Here is an 18061-nt window from a genome sequence, read left to right on the forward strand (position 1 = left end):
AAGAATAAAAACAACCCTTTTATAACCTAAAAGTATTGATATTGTATCACAAAAGCAATGTTTTTATAAAGTAAAAGCACCCTTTTTGTTTTGTTATTTGTATCTTATTGATAATCAATGTGAAACTGTATTGTTATAATAATGTATATAAATTCTATCTTATCTGATTTTATTTTAAATCTAATTATAGTTTTCAATTGTTTTTTCTATTCTGTATGTAATCCAATAATGTTAATAATTCAATGTGTATGCCAATGAAATGAACGAAAATAATGTTGATGCAGAATCGCTTTCAAAGCTGATTCTAGTGTTAGACGATTATATTCAGGAATTGAAAGAAACAGAATGATGTTTTAGATAATGAATAATTCTAATTGAAAGTGAGTGTGTTTATTCTCAATATATTTTCTTTTTTCTTGTTGCAAGCACGTAAAAAAGGACTTAAAGATGGTGGTTCTCAATAAAAAACGTTAACTTTGCAATATATAGTTATGTGTATGAATCAAAGCGACAGCATTGTAATCATTCCCACTTATAATGAAAAGGAGAATGTAGAAAACATCATTCGAGCAGTATTTGCATTGGATAAGTGTTTTCATATATTGATAATTGACGATGGAAGTCCCGACGGAACCGCATCAATTGTTCAACGCTTGCAAGCCGAAGAGTTTGCAGATCGACTCTTTTTGATAGAACGTCAAGGTAAATTAGGATTAGGAACAGCCTATATAACAGGCTTTAAATGGGCATTAGAAAACAACTACGACTATATTTTTGAAATGGATGCCGATTTCAGTCACGCTCCTTCAGACCTTCCACGATTATACAATGCGTGCGCACAAGAAGGCTATGATGTAGCAATTGGCTCACGATATGTAAGTGGAGTGAACGTTGTGAACTGGCCAATAGGACGAGTGTTAATGAGCTATTTTGCATCGAAATATGTTCGTTTCATCACTGGTTTTAAGGTACACGATACCACTGCGGGTTTTAAATGCTATCGAAGAAAGGTATTAGAAACCATTCCTTTAGATCAAGTTCGCTTTAAAGGCTATGGATTTCAAATCGAAATGAAATATACAGCCTATAAAATTGGATTTAAAATAAAAGAAGTTCCTGTTGTATTTGTTAATCGACAAGAAGGTGTTAGCAAAATGAGCGGAGGCATATTTGGTGAAGCTTTCTTTGGAGTGATGCGCCTTCGATGGGACGGTTGGTTTAGAAAATATCCCAAGATAAGCCATTAATAGCAATAATAAGCATGAATCGTGTTAGTCGATTCATGCCCTTTTCTTTTATAAACATTATTGTTTAAATAGTAGTATTTAATGAAACTTAGCGACATAGCTACACTCTATGGGGCTTTGCCACAAGCTATTGCCCTACGTAAGACACTCAGTGATAACGCAACAAACACCATTTGGCTAAAAAATATCAAGGCATCTGCAGTTCCATTGCTATTTGCTTCGGTTGCGCCAAAAGCACAACAAGTATTTGTTTTCATTCTTGCTGATGCCGACGAAGCAGGCTATTTTTATAACGATTTAGCGCAAATAATGGGTAAAGAGCAAGTAATGTTCTTTCCATCTTCATACAGAAGGGCAGTGAAATATGGTCAACACGATCCCGCAAGTGAGATATTGCGAACCGAAGTACTTGCAACTCTATCGGCAAAAGAAAACTCTGATACCCTCAATAAGCAACCTTTGTTTATCGTTAGCTATCCCGAAGCCATTGCAGAGATGGTGGTTTCGAAGCAATTGATTAGCGATAAGGTGGTAAAAGTGGCTGTTTCGCAGGTAATAGACCTTGTAGAACTGCGCAAAAGACTATTAGAATTGGGCTTTAGCGAATGTGATTACGTTTATGAACCAGGTCAATTTGCCATCAGAGGTAGTCTTTTAGACATCTATTCGTTTTCTCATGAATATCCTTATCGTGTCGATTTCTTTGGCGATGAGGTCGATTCTATTCGCACATTCGATATCGAAAGTCAGCTATCTCGTGATAAAAAGGAAAGTATTGAGATATTGCCTGAATTGTCAACAGAGACTAATGAGCGAGTACCTTTATTGCGTTTCTTGCCCCAAGGGGCTATTGTGGCAATGAAAGACCAATCGTTTGTGCATCAAACAATAGATAATATCTATCGTGAAGGCTTTACATCTGCTGCTATAACAGAGCGTCTTTCGGGCGCAACAGAGCAAGAACAAGCTGAAATAGAGCGTGAATTGTGTCGTGAAAACATATTATGTAGCGCTTCGATGTTTGTTGATGACATTTCGAAAGTAAAGCGAATAGAATTTGGTTCCTCTCCTGTTTCTGTTCCAAATGCCACTATCGAGTTTAATATAACGCCTCAACCGCTCTTTCATAAGAACTTCGAATTGTTGAAAAAAACCTTCGAAGACTTTGTATTAAAAGGCTATAAACTCTATATCTTTGCTGATAGTGCCAAACAACAGCAGCGTTTATATGATATATTGAATAGCGAAGTAAATGAGAAAAACGAAGCAGTTAAGGTGTCGGAGATAAAGAAATTAGACTTTATCTCAGTGGATAAGACCATTCATGAGGGCTTTATTGATAATGATTTAGGGGTTTGTTTCTTTACAGATCATCAGATATTTGATCGTTTCCACAAGTATAATTTGAAGTCAGATGGCGCCCGTGCGGGTAAAATGGCATTGACTTTAAAGGAATTACAAGAGATGGAACCAGGCGATTTCATTGTTCATGTAGACTTTGGTATAGGTAAATTCGGTGGATTAGTGCGTGTTCCAAGTGGCGAGAGCTATCAAGAAATGATTCGAATTATTTACAATAACAATGATAAAGTAGATATTTCGATTCATTCTCTCTATAAAATCAGCAAGTATAAACGTGGAGATACAGAACAACCACCACGCCTTTCAACCTTAGGAACAGGTGCTTGGGAACGTATTAAAGAGCGAACCAAGAAGCGAATAAAAGACATTGCTCGTGATTTGATTAAGCTTTATGCCAAGAGAAGACATGAGAAAGGCTTTGCTTTTAGTGTTGATTCGTTTCTACAACATGAGCTTGAAGCCAGCTTTTTATATGAAGATACACCCGATCAGCTAAAAGCTACGCAAGAAGTTAAAGCCGATATGGAGAGCGGAAGACCTATGGATAGGCTTGTTTGTGGTGATGTTGGATTTGGAAAGACCGAAGTTGCTATTCGAGCAGCATTCAAAGCGGCTTGCGACAACAAACAAGTTGCGGTGCTAGTGCCTACAACAGTGTTGGCATATCAGCACTTTCAAAGCTTTAGTTCACGCTTAAAAGGTTTGCCAGTAAAGGTAGATTATCTTTCAAGAGCACGCACTGCAAAACAAACAAAGCAAGTTCTTACCGACCTAGAGAAGGGTGATTTAAGCATACTTATAGGCACCCACAAACTCATTAGCAAAGCAGTTAAGTGGCACGACCTAGGTCTTTTGATTATAGATGAGGAGCAAAAGTTTGGCGTTTCGGTGAAAGAAAAGCTTAGAACCATTAAAACTAATGTCGATACGCTAACGATGTCTGCCACACCTATACCACGAACACTTCAGTTTTCGTTAATGGGAGCGAGAGACATGAGCATCATTCGCACTCCACCTCCTAACCGTTATCCTATTCATACCGAGCTTTCTGAGTTCTCATCAGATGTTATTCGAGATGCAATTAACTTCGAAATGAGTCGCAATGGACAAGTCTATTTTGTGAACGATCGTATAAGTAATTTGCAAGAGCTGTCGAATCTTATCTTAAAATATATCCCTGATTGTCGTCTTGCGATAGGACATGGACGCATGCAGCCTGAAGAATTAGAGCAAATCATTATGGGCTTTATGAATCATGATTATGATGTTCTGCTCTCAACAACTATCATTGAGAGTGGAATAGATATCTCTAATGCCAACACAATCATCATAAATGATGCGCATCGCTTTGGTTTATCCGACCTACATCAAATGCGTGGACGTGTAGGAAGAAGCAATAGAAAGGCGTTTTGCTATCTTCTTGCTCCCCCAAAGAGCCTACTAAAGCAAGATGCAAGGCGCAGATTAGAGGCTTTAGAGACCTTTTCTGAATTGGGAAGTGGCTTTAGTTTGTCGATGCAAGACTTGGATATACGAGGTGCGGGCAATCTTCTTGGCTCTGAACAAAGCGGTTTTATTGAAGATTTAGGTTATGAAACCTACCAAAAGATATTGACTCAGGCTGTTACAGAACTAAAGAATGATGAGTTCTTCGATTTATATCAAGAGCAAATCGATGCAGGAGAAGCTATTAAAGCGAGTGACTTTGTGGAAGATTGTGCAGTGGATTCTGACCTAGAAATGTACTTTCCAGATAGCTATGTACCTGGAAGTAGTGAGCGAATGTTGCTTTATCGAGAATTAGATAATATCGAGTCGGACGATGCTTTACACGCTTATAAACAGCGATTGTTAGACCGTTTTGGCGAAATTCCATATCAGGCAGAAGAATTGATGAATGTTGTCGCTTTGCGAAGACTCGGAAAGAACATGGGAATTGAAAAGATAATACTTCGTCAAGGTCGTATGAATTTGCAGTTAGTAGGCAACACTAATAGTGCATATTATAAGAGTGAAGCATTCGGAAGACTTATTAATTACGTGGGAAACAACCCTCGAAGCTGTAATATAAAGGAACATAAAGGACTTAGAATGGTTACAATTGCAAGTGTTCCAACAGTGAATAAGGCGGTAGAGGTGTTGCAATTGATAGAAAATTGCTAAGCCTTTCTGTCGTTTGCCCCTATATCTTAAGGTGTAAAAGAATAATAGTGTTAGACAATTGGATATGCCAATGCATCTAACACTATTGCTTTTTATGAGGTAAAAGGTGAACTATAAAAATTCAACTTTAGGTACATCTTTCAACGAATTACTAATTTCTTGGTCTGAGATGCTATAGTTTTGCAAGTCACCATTTAGATAACTTTCGTATGCAGTCATATCAATTAAACCGTGACCAGATAGGTTAAACAATAGAACTTTAGCCTCTCCGCTTTCCTTACACTTAATTGCTTCACGAATAGTAGCGGCAATTGCGTGTCCACTTTCAGGCGCAGGAATGATTCCTTCGGTACGTGCAAAGAGCATACTAGCATCGAAAGACTCTAACTGTGGAATGTCTTCGCCTCGCATTAGTCCATCTTTTATGAGCTGAGAAACAAGTGTTCCTGCTCCATGATAGCGCAAACCGCCAGCATGAATGTTTGCAGGTTTGAAGTCATGGCCTAGAGTATACATTGGAAGAAGAGGCGTATAGCCAGCTTCATCACCAAAATCGTATTCAAATTTACCACGAGTTAGTTTGGGACAGCTTTCTGGTTCTACCGCAATAAACTCAGTTTTCTTTCCAGAAAGAAGGGTATGGCGCATGAAAGGGAATGCAAGTCCACCAAAGTTACTACCTCCTCCGAAGCAAGCAATAATCTTATCAGGATATTCTCCCGTCATTTCCATCTGCTTTTCAGCCTCTAATCCGATAATTGTTTGATGCAGAGTGACATGGTTAAGCACCGAACCTAAGGTGTATTTGCAATTAGGGGTGGTTGTAGCAAGCTCGATAGCTTCTGATATAGCTGTACCTAATGTGCCAGGATGGCGTGGATCTCGGGTGATAATATCTTTGCCTGCACGAGTAGACATTGATGGAGAACCAGTTACTTCAGCCCCGAAAGTACGCATAATACTACTGCGATAGGGCTTTTGTTGCATACTAACTTTCACCTGATAAACTGCTGCTGACAAGCCAAAAAGGCTTGCTGCATAGCTTAAAGCAGCACCCCATTGACCTGCTCCCGTTTCTGTTGTGACGTTAGTTGTGCCCTCTTGCTTGCAATAATAGCACTGAGGGATAGCCGAATTCACCTTATGAGAACCCAAAGGGTTTACACTTTCATTCTTAAAGTATATATGTGCAGGTGTATCTAGGGCTTTTTCTAATGCATAAGCACGAACTAGGGGGGTAGATCTATAAAATTTATATTTATCGAGGACTTCTTCTGGAATGTCAATCCAGCTATTTGTGAAATCAAGTTCTTGTTTACTACACTCTAAAGAGAATATGTGTGCCAAATCTTCAACCCCCATTGGCTCTTTAGTTTGTGGGTTAAGAAGTGGAAGAGGCTTCGTTTTTAAATCGGCTTGAATGTTATACCATTGTGTAGGAAGCTCTTTTTCTGATAGATAGAATCTTTTTTGTTTGCTCATACTACTTCTTTTTAATTGTGAATACTTACAAATAGGACCTTAAAAGCAATAATTTGAATGTTTTTGTTATCCTGTTATACTGCTGTTTTTGTTTGAAAAACGTTGTAATTGCTATTGTCCTATTATTGCAAAGTTAGTGAAAAAACTAGTTTTTTGAATAATTAAATGCATAAATATTCGATATTTTGTATTTATAAACAAATAGAATGTCTTATCTTTGTATGCAAGTATGGCTATATTATTAACTCTTTTTGTCTATTTCGTGGTGCTTTTGCTCATTAGTAAGCTAACGACACGCAAAGCAACTAATGGTGTTTTTTTTAAGGCGAACAACACTTCTCCTTGGTATATGGTGGCTTTTGGAATGATTGGAGCCTCGATTTCGGGGGTTACTTTTGTTTCAGTTCCAGGAATGGTGAATAAGATTTCGATGACTTATTTGCAGACCTGCATGGGCTTTATTGTGGGATATGTGTTGGTTTCCTTTGTACTTTTACCCGTATATTACCGCTTAAATCTTACCACCATCTATTCTTTTTTAGAGCAAAGGTTCGGTGTTTATGCCTATAAAACGGGTGCTATTTTCTTTTTATTGGCAAAAATGATAGGCTCTGCCATACGCTTTTATGTCGTTTGTATCATTCTTCAGCAGTTTGTTCTCAATGCTTTTGGCATACCATTCTATGTAACTGTGCTCGCAATGGTGCTGTTGATATGGCTTTATACTTATCGAGGAGGAATTAAAACCCTTGTATTTACAGATGTTTTTCAGACTTTCTGCATGCTAACGGCTTTAATTCTAATTATTTATGGCGTTGTAGATGCTTTGGGAATGAGTATGTCTGAGGCTATAACAGCGGTGTGGAACGACCCAAGAAGTAAGATTTTTGAATGGAATGACGCATCGTCTACTCAATATTTTTGGAAACAATTCTTTAGTGGTGCATTCATAGTGGTGGTGATGACGGGCTTAGATCAAGATATGATGCAGAAGAATTTAACCTGTAAATCGTTGAAAGAGGCTCAGAAAGATATGTGTACTTATGGATTAGCGTTCCTTCCTACCAACTTTTTATTCTTGTTTTTGGGAGTCCTTTTGTCGCTTCTTGCCACCCAACAAGGGATTGCTTTGCCAAAAGCAGGTGACGAACTATTGCCTATGTTTGCTGCAACAGGCAACCTAGGTCAGCTTGTATTGGTTCTGTTTTCTATCGGAATTATCGCTGCTTCGTTCTCAAGTGCCGACTCTGCGCTTACTGCTCTCACCACAACTATGTGTATAGACGTGTGCAATAAGCCTGAAAACGAATCGTTTAGAAAGCGTATTCACATCGCTATGGCTATTGTTTTCGCTCTATTTATCTTGATTTTTAAGGCGTTAAACAATACAAGTGCTATCGATGCTATCTATATAATGTGCGCTTATACCTATGGTCCTTTGTTGGGATTGTTTGCCTTTGGACTCTTTACTCGCCACAAACTGCACGATCGTTTTGTGCCTTATGTTGCCATTTTGGCACCTTGTTTGTGTTGGACATTGAGCTATGTTTCTGAAAATTGGTGGGGATATAAGTTTGGATACGAATTGTTATTGATTAATGGAGCGTTGTCGTTCCTTGGATTCTACTTGCTCAAACGTTCAAAATAGCATTGTAAAATCAACTTCAAAATAGCTGTTTTTATTGTCTTTTAGGGTGAGGAAGTGGGGTAGAAGTGGTGATTTTATCTTTTATACATTTTGTTTCTTATAGATAAAATCAGTTTGAATTGTATTTTTATGCATTCTTTTTTTGCTTATAAAAACATTGCTTTTAGCGTGCAATAGCTATTCTTTTTAAGTGTAATAACATTGCTTTTGCGTGGTAAAAGTATTGATATTACTCTTAAATTTACAACTCATCTTCTTGCAAAGGTAATGAAGGTGCAAGCGAAAGACATAAAAAGCACTCTAACAATGCATAAAACATCATTAGAGTGCCTTCTTTTTATATTCAGAAAATGTGTTTCTTACTTATTGATTGTTGTTAAATAGCGTTCTGCTTCCATTGCTGCTTTGCAGCCAGAACCTGCAGCAACAACTGCTTGGCGATAGGTGTTGTCGGCAACATCGCCTGCTGCAAACACACCTTCTATGTTTGTTTTAGGAGTGTTTCCTTGTGTTTTGATGAATCCTTGTTCGTCGGTTTCAATAGCATGGCTAAACACTTTAGAGTTAGGATTATGTCCAATAGCCAAGAAGAAACCATCAATTGGAAGGTCATAATGTGTTTCATCAGCCTCACCAAGGCGTTTTACGAGGTGAACTCCTTCAACTCCATCTTCTCCGTAGAGTCCTTCTGTGTTGTGTTCGAATAGCACTTCGATTTTTTCATTTTGCATAACACGTTGGCGCATCACGTCAGATGCACGTAAATAGTCTTTACGAACAATCATATAAACCTTGCTTGCAAGTCCTGAGAGATAGATAGCTTCTTCGCAAGCAGTGTCTCCACCACCTACAACAGCAACCACTTTTTTGCGATAGAAGAATCCATCACAAGTGGCGCAAGCACTTACTCCACGACCATTATATTTGGTTTCGTCTGGCAAACCTAAATATTTTGCACTTGCACCAGTGGCAATAATCACTGTTTCAGCTTCTATTTCATCACCTCTGTCGGTTGTAAGTACGTATGGTTTTTGTGTGAAATCAACTTTAGTTATTTCGCCATCACGAATGTCTGCGCCAAATCTTTCTGCTTGTTTGCGTAGATCTTGCATCATAAGATTGCCATCAACGCCTTCTGGATAGCCTGGAAAATTCTCTATATCTGTTGTTTGTGTTAATTGACCACCAGGCTGAATGCCACAGAATTCGATTGGATTTAAGTTGGCTCTACTTGCATAAATAGCTGCAGTATAGCCCGCTGGACCACTTCCGATGATAGCGCAACGAGTGTATTCTTTTGTTGACATAATATTAATTCTTTGGTTTGTATTATATAATGAGGTAGAACTAATGCCCTTTTTATCAGTAAAGGATTGATGGACATGTTGTTCTTGCTTTTCTTTTATTGCGTTCTTTTGTTGTAAACATTTACTATTATTCAGCTAAAAGCTTTTCAATTTCTTCAGAAATAACAGCACAACTTGTTGTGGGTTCAAAGCGTTTAACAACTTTTCCTTGCTTGTTGATAAGGAATTTAGTGAAATTCCATTTGATATCAGATTTGCTCTTATAGTCAGGATCAGCCTCTGAAAGGATCTTTTCTAATATTGGTGTAAGTTCATGTTGCTCGTCCCAACCTGCAAAACCTTTTTCTTCTTTAAGGAATTTGTATAGTGGCTCAGCGTCATCTCCGTTTACTTTAATCTTTTTGAAACGTGGAAAATCGGTACCAAAGTTAAGTTTGCAGAAGTCATGAATTGCTTCATCGGTTCCTGGAGCCTGTCCTCCAAACTGGTTACAAGGAAAATCTAGGATAGCAAAACCTTGTGTACGATATTTCTTATATAGTTCTTCTAGCTCTGTATATTGTGGAGTAAAGCCACATTCTGTTGCTGTATTAACGATGAGAAGAACTTCGTTTTTATATTCTTTCAATGAAACTTCGACACCCTTACGATCTTTTACGCTGTAGTTATATACTGTCTTCATATTTTATTTTATTATGTGTGATTAAATTTTTCTTATTTATTATATTGCAAAGATAATGCCAAATCGACTAAAAGACATTGCTTTTACACGTTTTTCTGCTTTAAAAAGAATAAAGAGCTAGGCTTTTGTTTTGTTTCTTTCTATTAAGAATAGGGAAAAACCTATTAAAGTGTAGGGATTTTATATTTGGAAAGGATTTGGAATGCTTTAATTTTGCAAACATAAAATTATGAGAATAATTATCTGTTCACTAGCGGTAGCAATGAAAAAAGATATGTTTCTTGTATTGAAGAAAATGAATAGTAACAAAACATAGTTAAGGGCTTATGAAGAAGATCAATGTGTTTTTAGCCTCATTTATGGTGACTATTTTAGCAATAGGTCTTACATCGTGTGATTATGATTATTATGATGGTTACTATGATGGCGAATACTATGGTGGTTATAACCATAATAACTCTAGCAACTTGCCAACACCTGTGCAAATGGCGAATGTCTTACGAGGCACATGGCGTGGTAAAACTAAGGTGAAATATAAAGAAAATGGTCAAATTCTGACCGATATGTTGAATACAGAGATAACATTTAGACAAACGAAGTTGAATGCAACTTACGGAGAAGGAACACAGATTGATTATCAAAATAACAGCGTAGTATCGTCAAGACGCTTTACTTGGAATATAGATTATGCGACTCTTGACATTGTGATAAGTTATAAAAAGGAAAATGGAAATGTATTTACGATGCGAATCGATTATGATGATTTACAATTAAACAACCGTACTTTTTCGGGAGAAATGGAAGGTTATAATGAAGCAGATGAATTCGATTATAGGAGATACGGATATAGTAGAATACTTAAAATGATAAAGTAAGAAATAAGTTAAGTGAAAAGAGCATCAGGATAACAAAGCTCTTATTATAATGTATGTAAATGGCATAGGCGCAGAAAACTCTCTCTTCTGTGCCTATTTCTTTTGTTCAGAATCTTAAAAGTGCTTTCTTTTGATAGTACTTCCTTGATTTGAAAGGACAAAATTTTTATTTTGATAAGCTGTTTTCCTTTTTTTTATAAATAAGAAAGTAGTTCTTTTATTTTATTCCTCAGTTTATTGAGATTGAATAAGGGTTTTCTTTTGCTGAGAAGAAAAGGGAAAAAAGGTGAAATAGAGGTGTTTATAGAGTAGAGATAATCAAAAACTGCTGTAAATGAATGGAGTTAAAACAGCAGTTCTTGTGTTGTTATTATTTTAGATCCCACAAATTGTTATTCACAGACACAGCTTCAATGGTGCGTTCAATGTTGTCTGGCAGATTACAAAAGAAGTCAATGCCAGTCTTTTCTTCTAGTTCTTTAATCGAAACTGCATATTTAGCTAATCTATTATCCTTGTTATTCTCGTGCTTAACCCAGAATCCAACGGCATTATATACGCCGTTTTTCACTCTAAGAATAGCCATAAAGAAATAAGTTGGCACAATCATTCCCTTGCCAGTTGTAGTATATTGTGCGCTATTGTCGATGGTTCCACCCTTGCAAACATAAAGAGTGTCTGCAAAATTATAATTGTTTTTGGTAGCCCAGTTGCGCACTTTGTTTTCCATTTCGAGCCAAACCCCTGAGTTGAAATCATGTTTTTGAGGTTGCATGTTGGTCATATAGAAAGTTTGATATTGTGCCTCTTTATTGTTAAGTCTATCTGCAGAAGGGCAAATATGTCCGTGATCAAATCCAGAACCTCTATAAGGATCGGGTGTAATAGTGAAATATGAGGGCAGGGAAGGGTCGTAAGGATATTGCTTTGTATAGTTGCTTGGGTAATAACGATTTACTCTTCTTATTAAATTTGAACGGTACATTTGATAACAACTCCATCTTTGTGTTTTCTTGTTTGTGTCCCATTCCACGCAATAATTCACCTCTCCATTACTCGTTTTGTATATAAGTATCTTATTGTTTGTTGTATTTTTTATCTTTGGAAATTCTAAACGAGCATAGTCTTTCGATATTGTTGTTGGATTATTGTTGCTTTCTCCTTGCGTGTTTTTGCCCGAATTATCTACAACATCGTCCTTGCTACATGAGTGCAAAGCACCTAAAAGAAGTAGAAATGCACCTGTTTTAAATAATATTTTCTTCATTATATACAAATGTTTTCTATGTATCTAAATCCTGTTCAATCTCTTTTATATAACGAAAGTCCTTTACTTTTATTATTTTCAGGAAAGCTTAGAAAGCGAAATATTTATGTTTTAGAATGGCATACTCATTGCTTCTGTAATGTAATATTAATGCTTCTAGCGAGTGATGGCATTACTTTTATCCAATAAACTCAATGCGTTTTGTTCTAATCCTGATCCTTTTTACTTAAAATATTATTGCTTGTAAGTATAAAAAGAATAGTATTGAAACTTGGAATCCTTTATAGAAAAGGGCTTATTGTTGTATTCTGATTACCTAAAACCGCTATAAGTGTGGTTTTATTTCAAAAAAAATAGCATGGAAAAGTGTATATGCAACTACACTATCTCCATGCTAAAAAGTCGTTAAATATATTCTGTAAAAGATATATTATTTGTTAATCTTACCGTAACGGTTCATGAATCTATCAACACGACCAGCTGTATCGACAAGCTTGCTCTTTCCTGTATAGAAAGGATGTGATGTACTTGAGATTTCAATCTTAACCACTGGATAAGTCTCACCTTCAAATTCTACTGTTTCATTTGCTTTACATGTAGACTTTGTAAGGAACATATCGCCGTTGGACATATCCTTAAATACGACGGGACGATAGTTGTCTGGATGAATACCTTTTTTCATTTTACTTTATTGTTATTTATAAATTATACTCTATAATGAGTGTGCAAATTTACTAATCTTTTTGCAATTAGCCAAATAAAATGCACTTTTTATTGAGCGTAAGTAATTGTAATTGTTTGAAGTCTCAATTGAACTCCGCCCTTAGTTGCACCTACGAGAGTGTTAGTATAAGTTGCGTTATTACCTGTAAAAGAAACTGTTGCAGTTGAATTACCTGTGTAATTAGTTCCTTGATAAACGTCACAAGTAATCACAATCTTAGCAATTGCTTTCTTACCTTTAATTGTAAAGCTGTTGTTTGCATAAACTCTAATACCCTTTGACTTTGCAAAGAACTTAGGAACATTTGTTTGTCCGTTTGCAGAGAAAGATAAAACAGAACCATCGCTCAATGCAATATTGCTCAAATCGCTTGCGTCTGTAATACCAATTGCATTCAAATCAACAGTCAAGGTTTCTGTACCTGCTGTTGCAGTTGTGTTGTTTAATGTAAGGGTATTACCATTAATTACCACAGCTTCACCTGCTTGTGCAGGAGGATTTGGTGTTGGATTGCTATCATGTTGTTTCTTTCCGTTGATAGAATACAAGTAACTCTTGTTTGGAACGGTCTCAGGTGTGTTACCTCTGTAGTTTACAAACTGACCACGGATAACCACTTCATCACCCACTTTAATAGCATTTGCACCAGTAAACTTCTTGTTGTCAAGGTCTAAGCTTCTGTAAATGTAAAGTTGTCCTGTTGCTGTTCCATCGTCAGAGATATAATATGTAGCATTACCAAAGCCACTTGTTTGAAGTTCTTTGATAGAAACAATCTTACCTTTAACGAACATTTCTGCTGTAGCAGAGTCAGCTTTTAAAGATGTAAGATGTGCAACCATTGTAGCAACGTTATATGGAGACGCCTCAGTTCCTTCACCAACCTTAGTTGTTGGAGTTGTAGGAGTAGTGCCATGTTGCTTATTTCCGTTGATAGAATATAAGTAACTCTTGTTTGGAACGGTTTCAGGTGTGTTACCTCTGTAGTTTACAAACTGACCACGGATAACCACTTCATCACCTACTTTAATAGCATTTGCATCAGTAAACTTCTTGTTGTCAAGGTCTAAGCTTCTGTAAATGTAAAGTTGTCCTGTTGTAGTTCCATCGTCAGAAATATAATATGTAGCATTGCCAAAGCTGTTTGTTTGAAGCTCTTTGATAGCAACCACCTTACCTTTAACGAATGTCTCAGCTGTAGCAGAGTCTGCTTTCAAGCTCTTTAAGTGTGCATTTAATGCTGCAACGTTGTATGGATCAGCTTCTGTTCCAGAGCCATTTGCTTGAGAAGGAGTAACTTCTTGCTTTTTATTATTAGGATTATCATAAGGAGAAGGTACATCCTCACAGCTTGTTAGTGTGCTTGCTGTAACAGCAAAAGCCATCATTAAATAAAAAAACTTTTTCATTTTGTTTTGTATTATATTTCTTATTGAATTGTTTGAACATCACTCTTTTGGCGAATAAGGATTTGCCACGTGTTGCGGAAGCGTGTGAAGATTCCTGTAATGTTTACTTGTCCTGTAGGAAGAGGCAATGCAGCGAAATCTGCATAAGTACTTGTTCTCACTACAAGTTGATTAGAATTGATGCCTGTAAGTGTTCTGTTTACGCTGTTAGCAGCATCTTTTTCAGACTCAGTAGCAAACACTTTCTTTCCGTCTGCGCCTTCAAAGCTCACATTTTTAATTGTCATTAGCTTACCGCAGTTGCTTTCAAGGTAGCTAGCATCATTGATTTTTGTAAGATCGAACTCTTCTGCTGTAACGCTATTAGCATCTGCTTTGCCAATAAGTTTAAAGTGATCGTTCCATAAGAAGCGATTCATTCTACTTACATAGGTTGCTCCTCGTGGGTTAGTGTATGGAGTTCCGATTTGAGCTTGTTGTCCATAGCTACCAATGTATAAACCTTTTAGGTTGACGACGATTTCTTGTCCAACAGGAAGATAGCCGAATAAACCACCTTGAGCGATACCTATTAGAATTGAGCCGCTACCATCTTCAATTGCAACATTATTAAATATGTTACCTTCGATGTCGTTTCCTGTGATGCGACCTTTTATCTGGATGTCGTCTTCTATTTGCTTGTAACTATTTTGAGTTGCGCTAATTACAGATGCATAGGTTGTTTTTAAGCTTGCAATAGTAACAACATTCTTTTCTGTAATGCTGTCATTTCCGTATGCATTGGGTGTTTGTGGGGTATCCCAATCGTTGTTCATACAACTTGAAATAGCAATACAAACAAATGCAATAATGATATATTTTAAATTTTTCATTGTGCAATGAATTTAGAATTTATATGTGATATTAAGCATACCATTAGTTCCGTAAGCATAGAATTTCTTAGGATTACGAGAGAATTTGTATGCTCTTGCATTTCCAGAAGCAGTGAAGTCTGAACGACTTTGTTCGTAACCGCCTGTAACAATACTTTGATTGTTAAGAACATTGGTAAGCATTAGGTTGATAGACAACGAACCCTTCTTTAGATAAATGCTCTTACCAATAGATGCATCTAACATGAATCCACCCTTACCTTTTGCCTGAGCAACACGTAAAACGTTTCCATTACTATCTACGTTTCCACGTTTTTCGCCCACACTCTTATATCTATAATAAGGTGAATAACCTAAATAAATGCGGTCATAGTAATTTCCAGCCAAGTCAATAAACCAACCTTTCTTGTGATAACTCAATATTGCACTAGCTGCAGTTAATGGAGTTCCCGACTCACGCATATCCTTATTTAATAGCTTGTCTTCGTGATATACTCCTTGAGTTGAGTTAAGATAGTTTACATTTGCATCGTTAGTGTTCTTAGCTTCACTAACAGTACCAAGTAACTTGATATCGAATGTGCTGTTCACTTTATACTTAAGAGCTGCTTCTACGCCATAATAAGCCTTCTTTCCGCCTGTTATAGAAACGTAAGAGAAAGAGTTGATATCATCAAAGTAGAAGTTTTGCCACTCTGTGACATTGTTTATCGCATTGTAATAAGCATTAAGATTGATGTGAACTCTTGCAGATTGATATTGATAAGCAAAGTCGGTGCTAAGCACTCGTTCGTTCTTTAGATTTAAAGCGAAGTCGTTATTCATCTCAGGAGCAGCGAAAGATACTGCTGCAGTTGGTGCATTGTATTGATAACCAGCACCAATAGAGAATGTATGACCACGTCCTGCGCTGTAATTTACAGCCACTTTAGCTCCACCTTCAAGGAATCTTGCAACACCACTCTTGCCGTATGAGTTTGCTTCGAACAAACCATTGCGCATCTTTCCATCACGTTGCATGCTCACACCGCCTATTCTTGCAGCTCCCATAAGGTTGAAACGGCCAACCAAACGGCTGTAACTTGTCCACGCTTGTGCTTTATTTATAAGGATATTATAGTCGTAACCAAATACGTCTCCCTTACCAACTTTAGCGTTAGGGTTGTTCAAGTCGTATTGAACTTGATTAGAGGTAGGTGCGTAAGTACCAATAGCATAGGTATTTACGTTGTGATATGAGGTTGCACCTAACAAGTCTTCCATTGTTTGATAATGGCGAGTATTGTTAGTAACAAAGATGTATCCAAGGTTCCAAGCAGACTTCTTGTCTAAGTGTGCGTTAAGAGTTGAAGCCAAAGAGAGTGTAAACGCATCGTTTCTTCTTGCTTGAATGAAATACATAGCGTCTACTCCTTGAGCGTTTGCATTGATGTTTGCTTGGTATAAACGATCCCAATTGATTTGGCGATTAGCCTTAGATGCAGTTAAATAGTTATATGCAGTGTTCCAATCAGCTAAGCTTTGATCTGTTCTAAACTGAGTGCTTGAAGCGTCGAACACATCATAATAGCTACTTGGAAGCATCTTCCAATAGTCTGGTTGTGGGTTATCGCTGTTGTTATAGTTTAGCTTTGTGCTCTTATACATGCTGTATTTACCCAAAACAGAAGTAGTAAGCTTCATGTCATCAGTAATCTTCCAGTCCCATGTAAGCACAGCAGATGGAGCGAAATCGTTTACAATTCGTGAATTTCTTTTCTTGCCATTTTGATATCCCCAATATGGGTTATAGTAGCGATCGTTAGCAATCCAGTAGCTTTCATCAGTGGCTGCGCCTTGTGAAGCACGTTCTGTTGGGTTACCCCAAGTGCTGAATGCGATAGAATGTTTGTCTTTATTGCCGAATACTTTTTGTACTCCGAAGAAATAAGAAAGAGCGTTATAGAATGTTCCTTCTATATAACCTTCTTTCGCCCAACGATAAGTTAGGTTCCCAGAGAATGCCCATCCGTTTTTATTTAAACCACTATTATAAGTGTACATACCACGAAGTGTGTAGTTACGATTGGCTCCTCCTAATGTAAATCTATGACCTGCAGCCTGGTTTGCAGGGCGGAAATCATAGTTGTTAGAGCCTGCCATGTCTGGCATTGCGAAGCTGTTCGATTCGAAAGGTAAAGCAAAATCGGCATTTTTTGTTTGTTGATTGAGTCCACCTACATGTGAAAAACGAAATTGTCCGCTTTCAATATCGTTGGCAGGAGCACCATTTACGTATACTTCATTATACTTTTGGTTGAGTGCTCTGTAACGAAATCTCACAGGAGAGAATAAGAATCCTACTTGAGACGCATAAAGATTGGTACCAGAATTGATAATGGTTACATTTTGCGACATATTCTCATTCTCGCCTAATTGGGCTTCTGTAAAAGTAAAAGCCGCTTCGTTGGCGCTTGATATTTGGCTCTTTTGCTTGTCATCATTTGTGTTTTGAGCCATCACAAATGGTGAGTAACAAAGGGCAAAAATCGCTAGATGAAGCTTAATTTGCATAATATATGTTGATTAATAATTAATTATTCTTTAGATGCAAAGTAACAAAAATAAATCGGAATATCAAAATTTTTTAACATTCAAGCTTTCTTCCAAATTATTAAATCTGATTGAATGTAATGCAACGATTTGTAAAACGTACTGTTCTAGTGTTTTATACGCTTAGCTATTCTTGTTCTTCCCTTTGCTTTTATACTTTCTTTTCTGACAAATTAAGTGCATTTCCTTCATCTATAAACGCTTATTTTGATACTTTTTTTATATTTCTTCGTAAACCTTTTAGTAAAAGTAGGATACTTTTATAACCTATTATAAATCAAAAGGATAGAAGGATTTTGTTTGTCTGATTTGTATTGTAATGTAATAGCTATGCTTTTTGCGTGTAAAAGCATAGCTATTGAATGTTAAAAGCATTGACTTTGTGTTATAAAGTCAATGCTTTCATCGTTTGAATTGTTGATTTATATAGA

12 protein-coding genes are annotated in these 18061 nt (G+C 36.9%); 4 read left to right on the plus strand and 8 right to left on the minus strand.

Translation table 11 applies throughout. The features are described from left to right. Window positions 1–497 precede the first annotated feature (497 nt). Together HMPREF0669_RS04430 and mfd are read left to right on the plus strand one after the other, a co-directional pair. Window positions 498–1247: a polyprenol monophosphomannose synthase gene (locus tag HMPREF0669_RS04430; RefSeq protein WP_009227322.1), complete on the plus strand. Its 750-nt coding sequence runs from the start codon at window positions 498–500 to the stop codon at window positions 1245–1247. Between the two features lie 81 nt (window positions 1248–1328). Next, entirely contained in the window at window positions 1329–4772 is a 3444-nt protein-coding gene (gene mfd / locus HMPREF0669_RS04435) for a transcription-repair coupling factor (RefSeq protein WP_009227323.1), read from the plus strand. A 111-nt stretch (window positions 4773–4883) separates the two neighbouring features. On the opposite strand, the gene HMPREF0669_RS04440 is transcribed toward mfd, so the two are convergent. Next, the gene (locus tag HMPREF0669_RS04440; RefSeq protein WP_009227324.1) at window positions 4884–6254 is read right to left on the minus strand and encodes a TrpB-like pyridoxal phosphate-dependent enzyme; all 1371 of its coding nucleotides are present in this window, start codon (window positions 6252–6254) and stop codon (window positions 4884–4886) included. A 229-nt stretch (window positions 6255–6483) separates the two neighbouring features. Here HMPREF0669_RS04440 and HMPREF0669_RS04445 point away from each other — a divergent pair, with 229 nt between their 5' ends. Beyond that, window positions 6484–7902: a sodium:solute symporter gene (locus tag HMPREF0669_RS04445; protein ID WP_020967166.1), complete on the plus strand. Its 1419-nt coding sequence runs from the start codon at window positions 6484–6486 to the stop codon at window positions 7900–7902. Window positions 7903–8261: 359 nt separating this feature from the next. Here HMPREF0669_RS04445 and trxB read toward each other — a convergent pair whose 3' ends face one another. Both trxB and HMPREF0669_RS04460 read right to left on the minus strand, forming a co-directional pair. After that, window positions 8262–9209: a thioredoxin-disulfide reductase gene (gene trxB, locus HMPREF0669_RS04455; RefSeq protein ID WP_009227326.1), complete on the minus strand. Its 948-nt coding sequence runs from the start codon at window positions 9207–9209 to the stop codon at window positions 8262–8264. Between the two features lie 127 nt (window positions 9210–9336). Continuing rightward, window positions 9337–9891, minus strand: coding sequence for a glutathione peroxidase (locus HMPREF0669_RS04460; RefSeq protein ID WP_009227327.1), 555 nt, complete (start codon window positions 9889–9891; stop codon window positions 9337–9339). Window positions 9892–10217: 326 nt separating this feature from the next. Between HMPREF0669_RS04460 and HMPREF0669_RS04465 the strand changes: the two genes are divergently transcribed. Continuing rightward, window positions 10218–10766 carry a hypothetical protein gene (locus HMPREF0669_RS04465; RefSeq protein WP_009227328.1) on the plus strand — a complete coding sequence of 183 codons (549 nt, stop codon included), beginning with the start codon at window positions 10218–10220 and terminating at the stop codon, window positions 10764–10766. Window positions 10767–11136: 370 nt separating this feature from the next. Here the strand turns inward: HMPREF0669_RS04465 and HMPREF0669_RS04470 are convergent, their stop codons facing one another. The 5 genes from HMPREF0669_RS04470 to HMPREF0669_RS04490 all read right to left on the minus strand — a co-directional run bounded on the left by HMPREF0669_RS04470 (window position 11137) and on the right by HMPREF0669_RS04490 (window position 17591). Beyond that, window positions 11137–12033 carry a DNA/RNA non-specific endonuclease gene (locus tag HMPREF0669_RS04470; RefSeq protein ID WP_020967167.1) on the minus strand — a complete coding sequence of 299 codons (897 nt, stop codon included), beginning with the start codon at window positions 12031–12033 and terminating at the stop codon, window positions 11137–11139. 430 nt (window positions 12034–12463) lie between these two features. Continuing rightward, window positions 12464–12715, minus strand: coding sequence for a type B 50S ribosomal protein L31 (locus HMPREF0669_RS04475; protein WP_009227330.1), 252 nt, complete (start codon window positions 12713–12715; stop codon window positions 12464–12466). Between the two features lie 89 nt (window positions 12716–12804). Then, entirely contained in the window at window positions 12805–14166 is a 1362-nt protein-coding gene (locus tag HMPREF0669_RS04480) for a hypothetical protein (protein WP_009227331.1), read from the minus strand. Between the two features lie 20 nt (window positions 14167–14186). Further along, window positions 14187–15038, minus strand: a complete 852-nt coding sequence (locus tag HMPREF0669_RS04485) for a DUF5689 domain-containing protein (protein ID WP_009227332.1) — start codon at window positions 15036–15038, stop codon at window positions 14187–14189. Between the two features lie 12 nt (window positions 15039–15050). After that, complete coding sequence (locus HMPREF0669_RS04490) at window positions 15051–17591, minus strand: TonB-dependent receptor (protein WP_020967168.1); 2541 nt, start codon at window positions 17589–17591, stop codon at window positions 15051–15053. Between the last annotated feature and the right edge of the window lie 470 nt (window positions 17592–18061).

It is taken from the genome of Prevotella sp. oral taxon 299 str. F0039, assembly GCF_000163055.2.
Taxonomy (GTDB): Bacteria; Bacteroidota; Bacteroidia; order Bacteroidales; family Bacteroidaceae; genus Prevotella.

Coding starts and splice junctions, on each gene's coding strand:
- HMPREF0669_RS04430 (WP_009227322.1), top strand. CDS start 498: ATGAATCAAAGCGACAGCATTGTAATCATTCCCACTTATAATGAAAAG.
- mfd (WP_009227323.1), top strand. CDS start 1,329: ATGAAACTTAGCGACATAGCTACACTCTATGGGGCTTTGCCACAAGCT.
- HMPREF0669_RS04440 (WP_009227324.1), bottom strand. CDS start 6,254: ATGAGCAAACAAAAAAGATTCTATCTATCAGAAAAAGAGCTTCCTACA.
- HMPREF0669_RS04445 (WP_020967166.1), top strand. CDS start 6,484: ATGGCTATATTATTAACTCTTTTTGTCTATTTCGTGGTGCTTTTGCTC.
- trxB (WP_009227326.1), bottom strand. CDS start 9,209: ATGTCAACAAAAGAATACACTCGTTGCGCTATCATCGGAAGTGGTCCA.
- HMPREF0669_RS04460 (WP_009227327.1), bottom strand. CDS start 9,891: ATGAAGACAGTATATAACTACAGCGTAAAAGATCGTAAGGGTGTCGAA.
- HMPREF0669_RS04465 (WP_009227328.1), top strand. CDS start 10,218: ATGAAGAAGATCAATGTGTTTTTAGCCTCATTTATGGTGACTATTTTA.
- HMPREF0669_RS04470 (WP_020967167.1), bottom strand. CDS start 12,033: ATGAAGAAAATATTATTTAAAACAGGTGCATTTCTACTTCTTTTAGGT.
- HMPREF0669_RS04475 (WP_009227330.1), bottom strand. CDS start 12,715: ATGAAAAAAGGTATTCATCCAGACAACTATCGTCCCGTCGTATTTAAG.
- HMPREF0669_RS04480 (WP_009227331.1), bottom strand. CDS start 14,166: ATGAAAAAGTTTTTTTATTTAATGATGGCTTTTGCTGTTACAGCAAGC.
- HMPREF0669_RS04485 (WP_009227332.1), bottom strand. CDS start 15,038: ATGAAAAATTTAAAATATATCATTATTGCATTTGTTTGTATTGCTATT.
- HMPREF0669_RS04490 (WP_020967168.1), bottom strand. CDS start 17,591: ATGCAAATTAAGCTTCATCTAGCGATTTTTGCCCTTTGTTACTCACCA.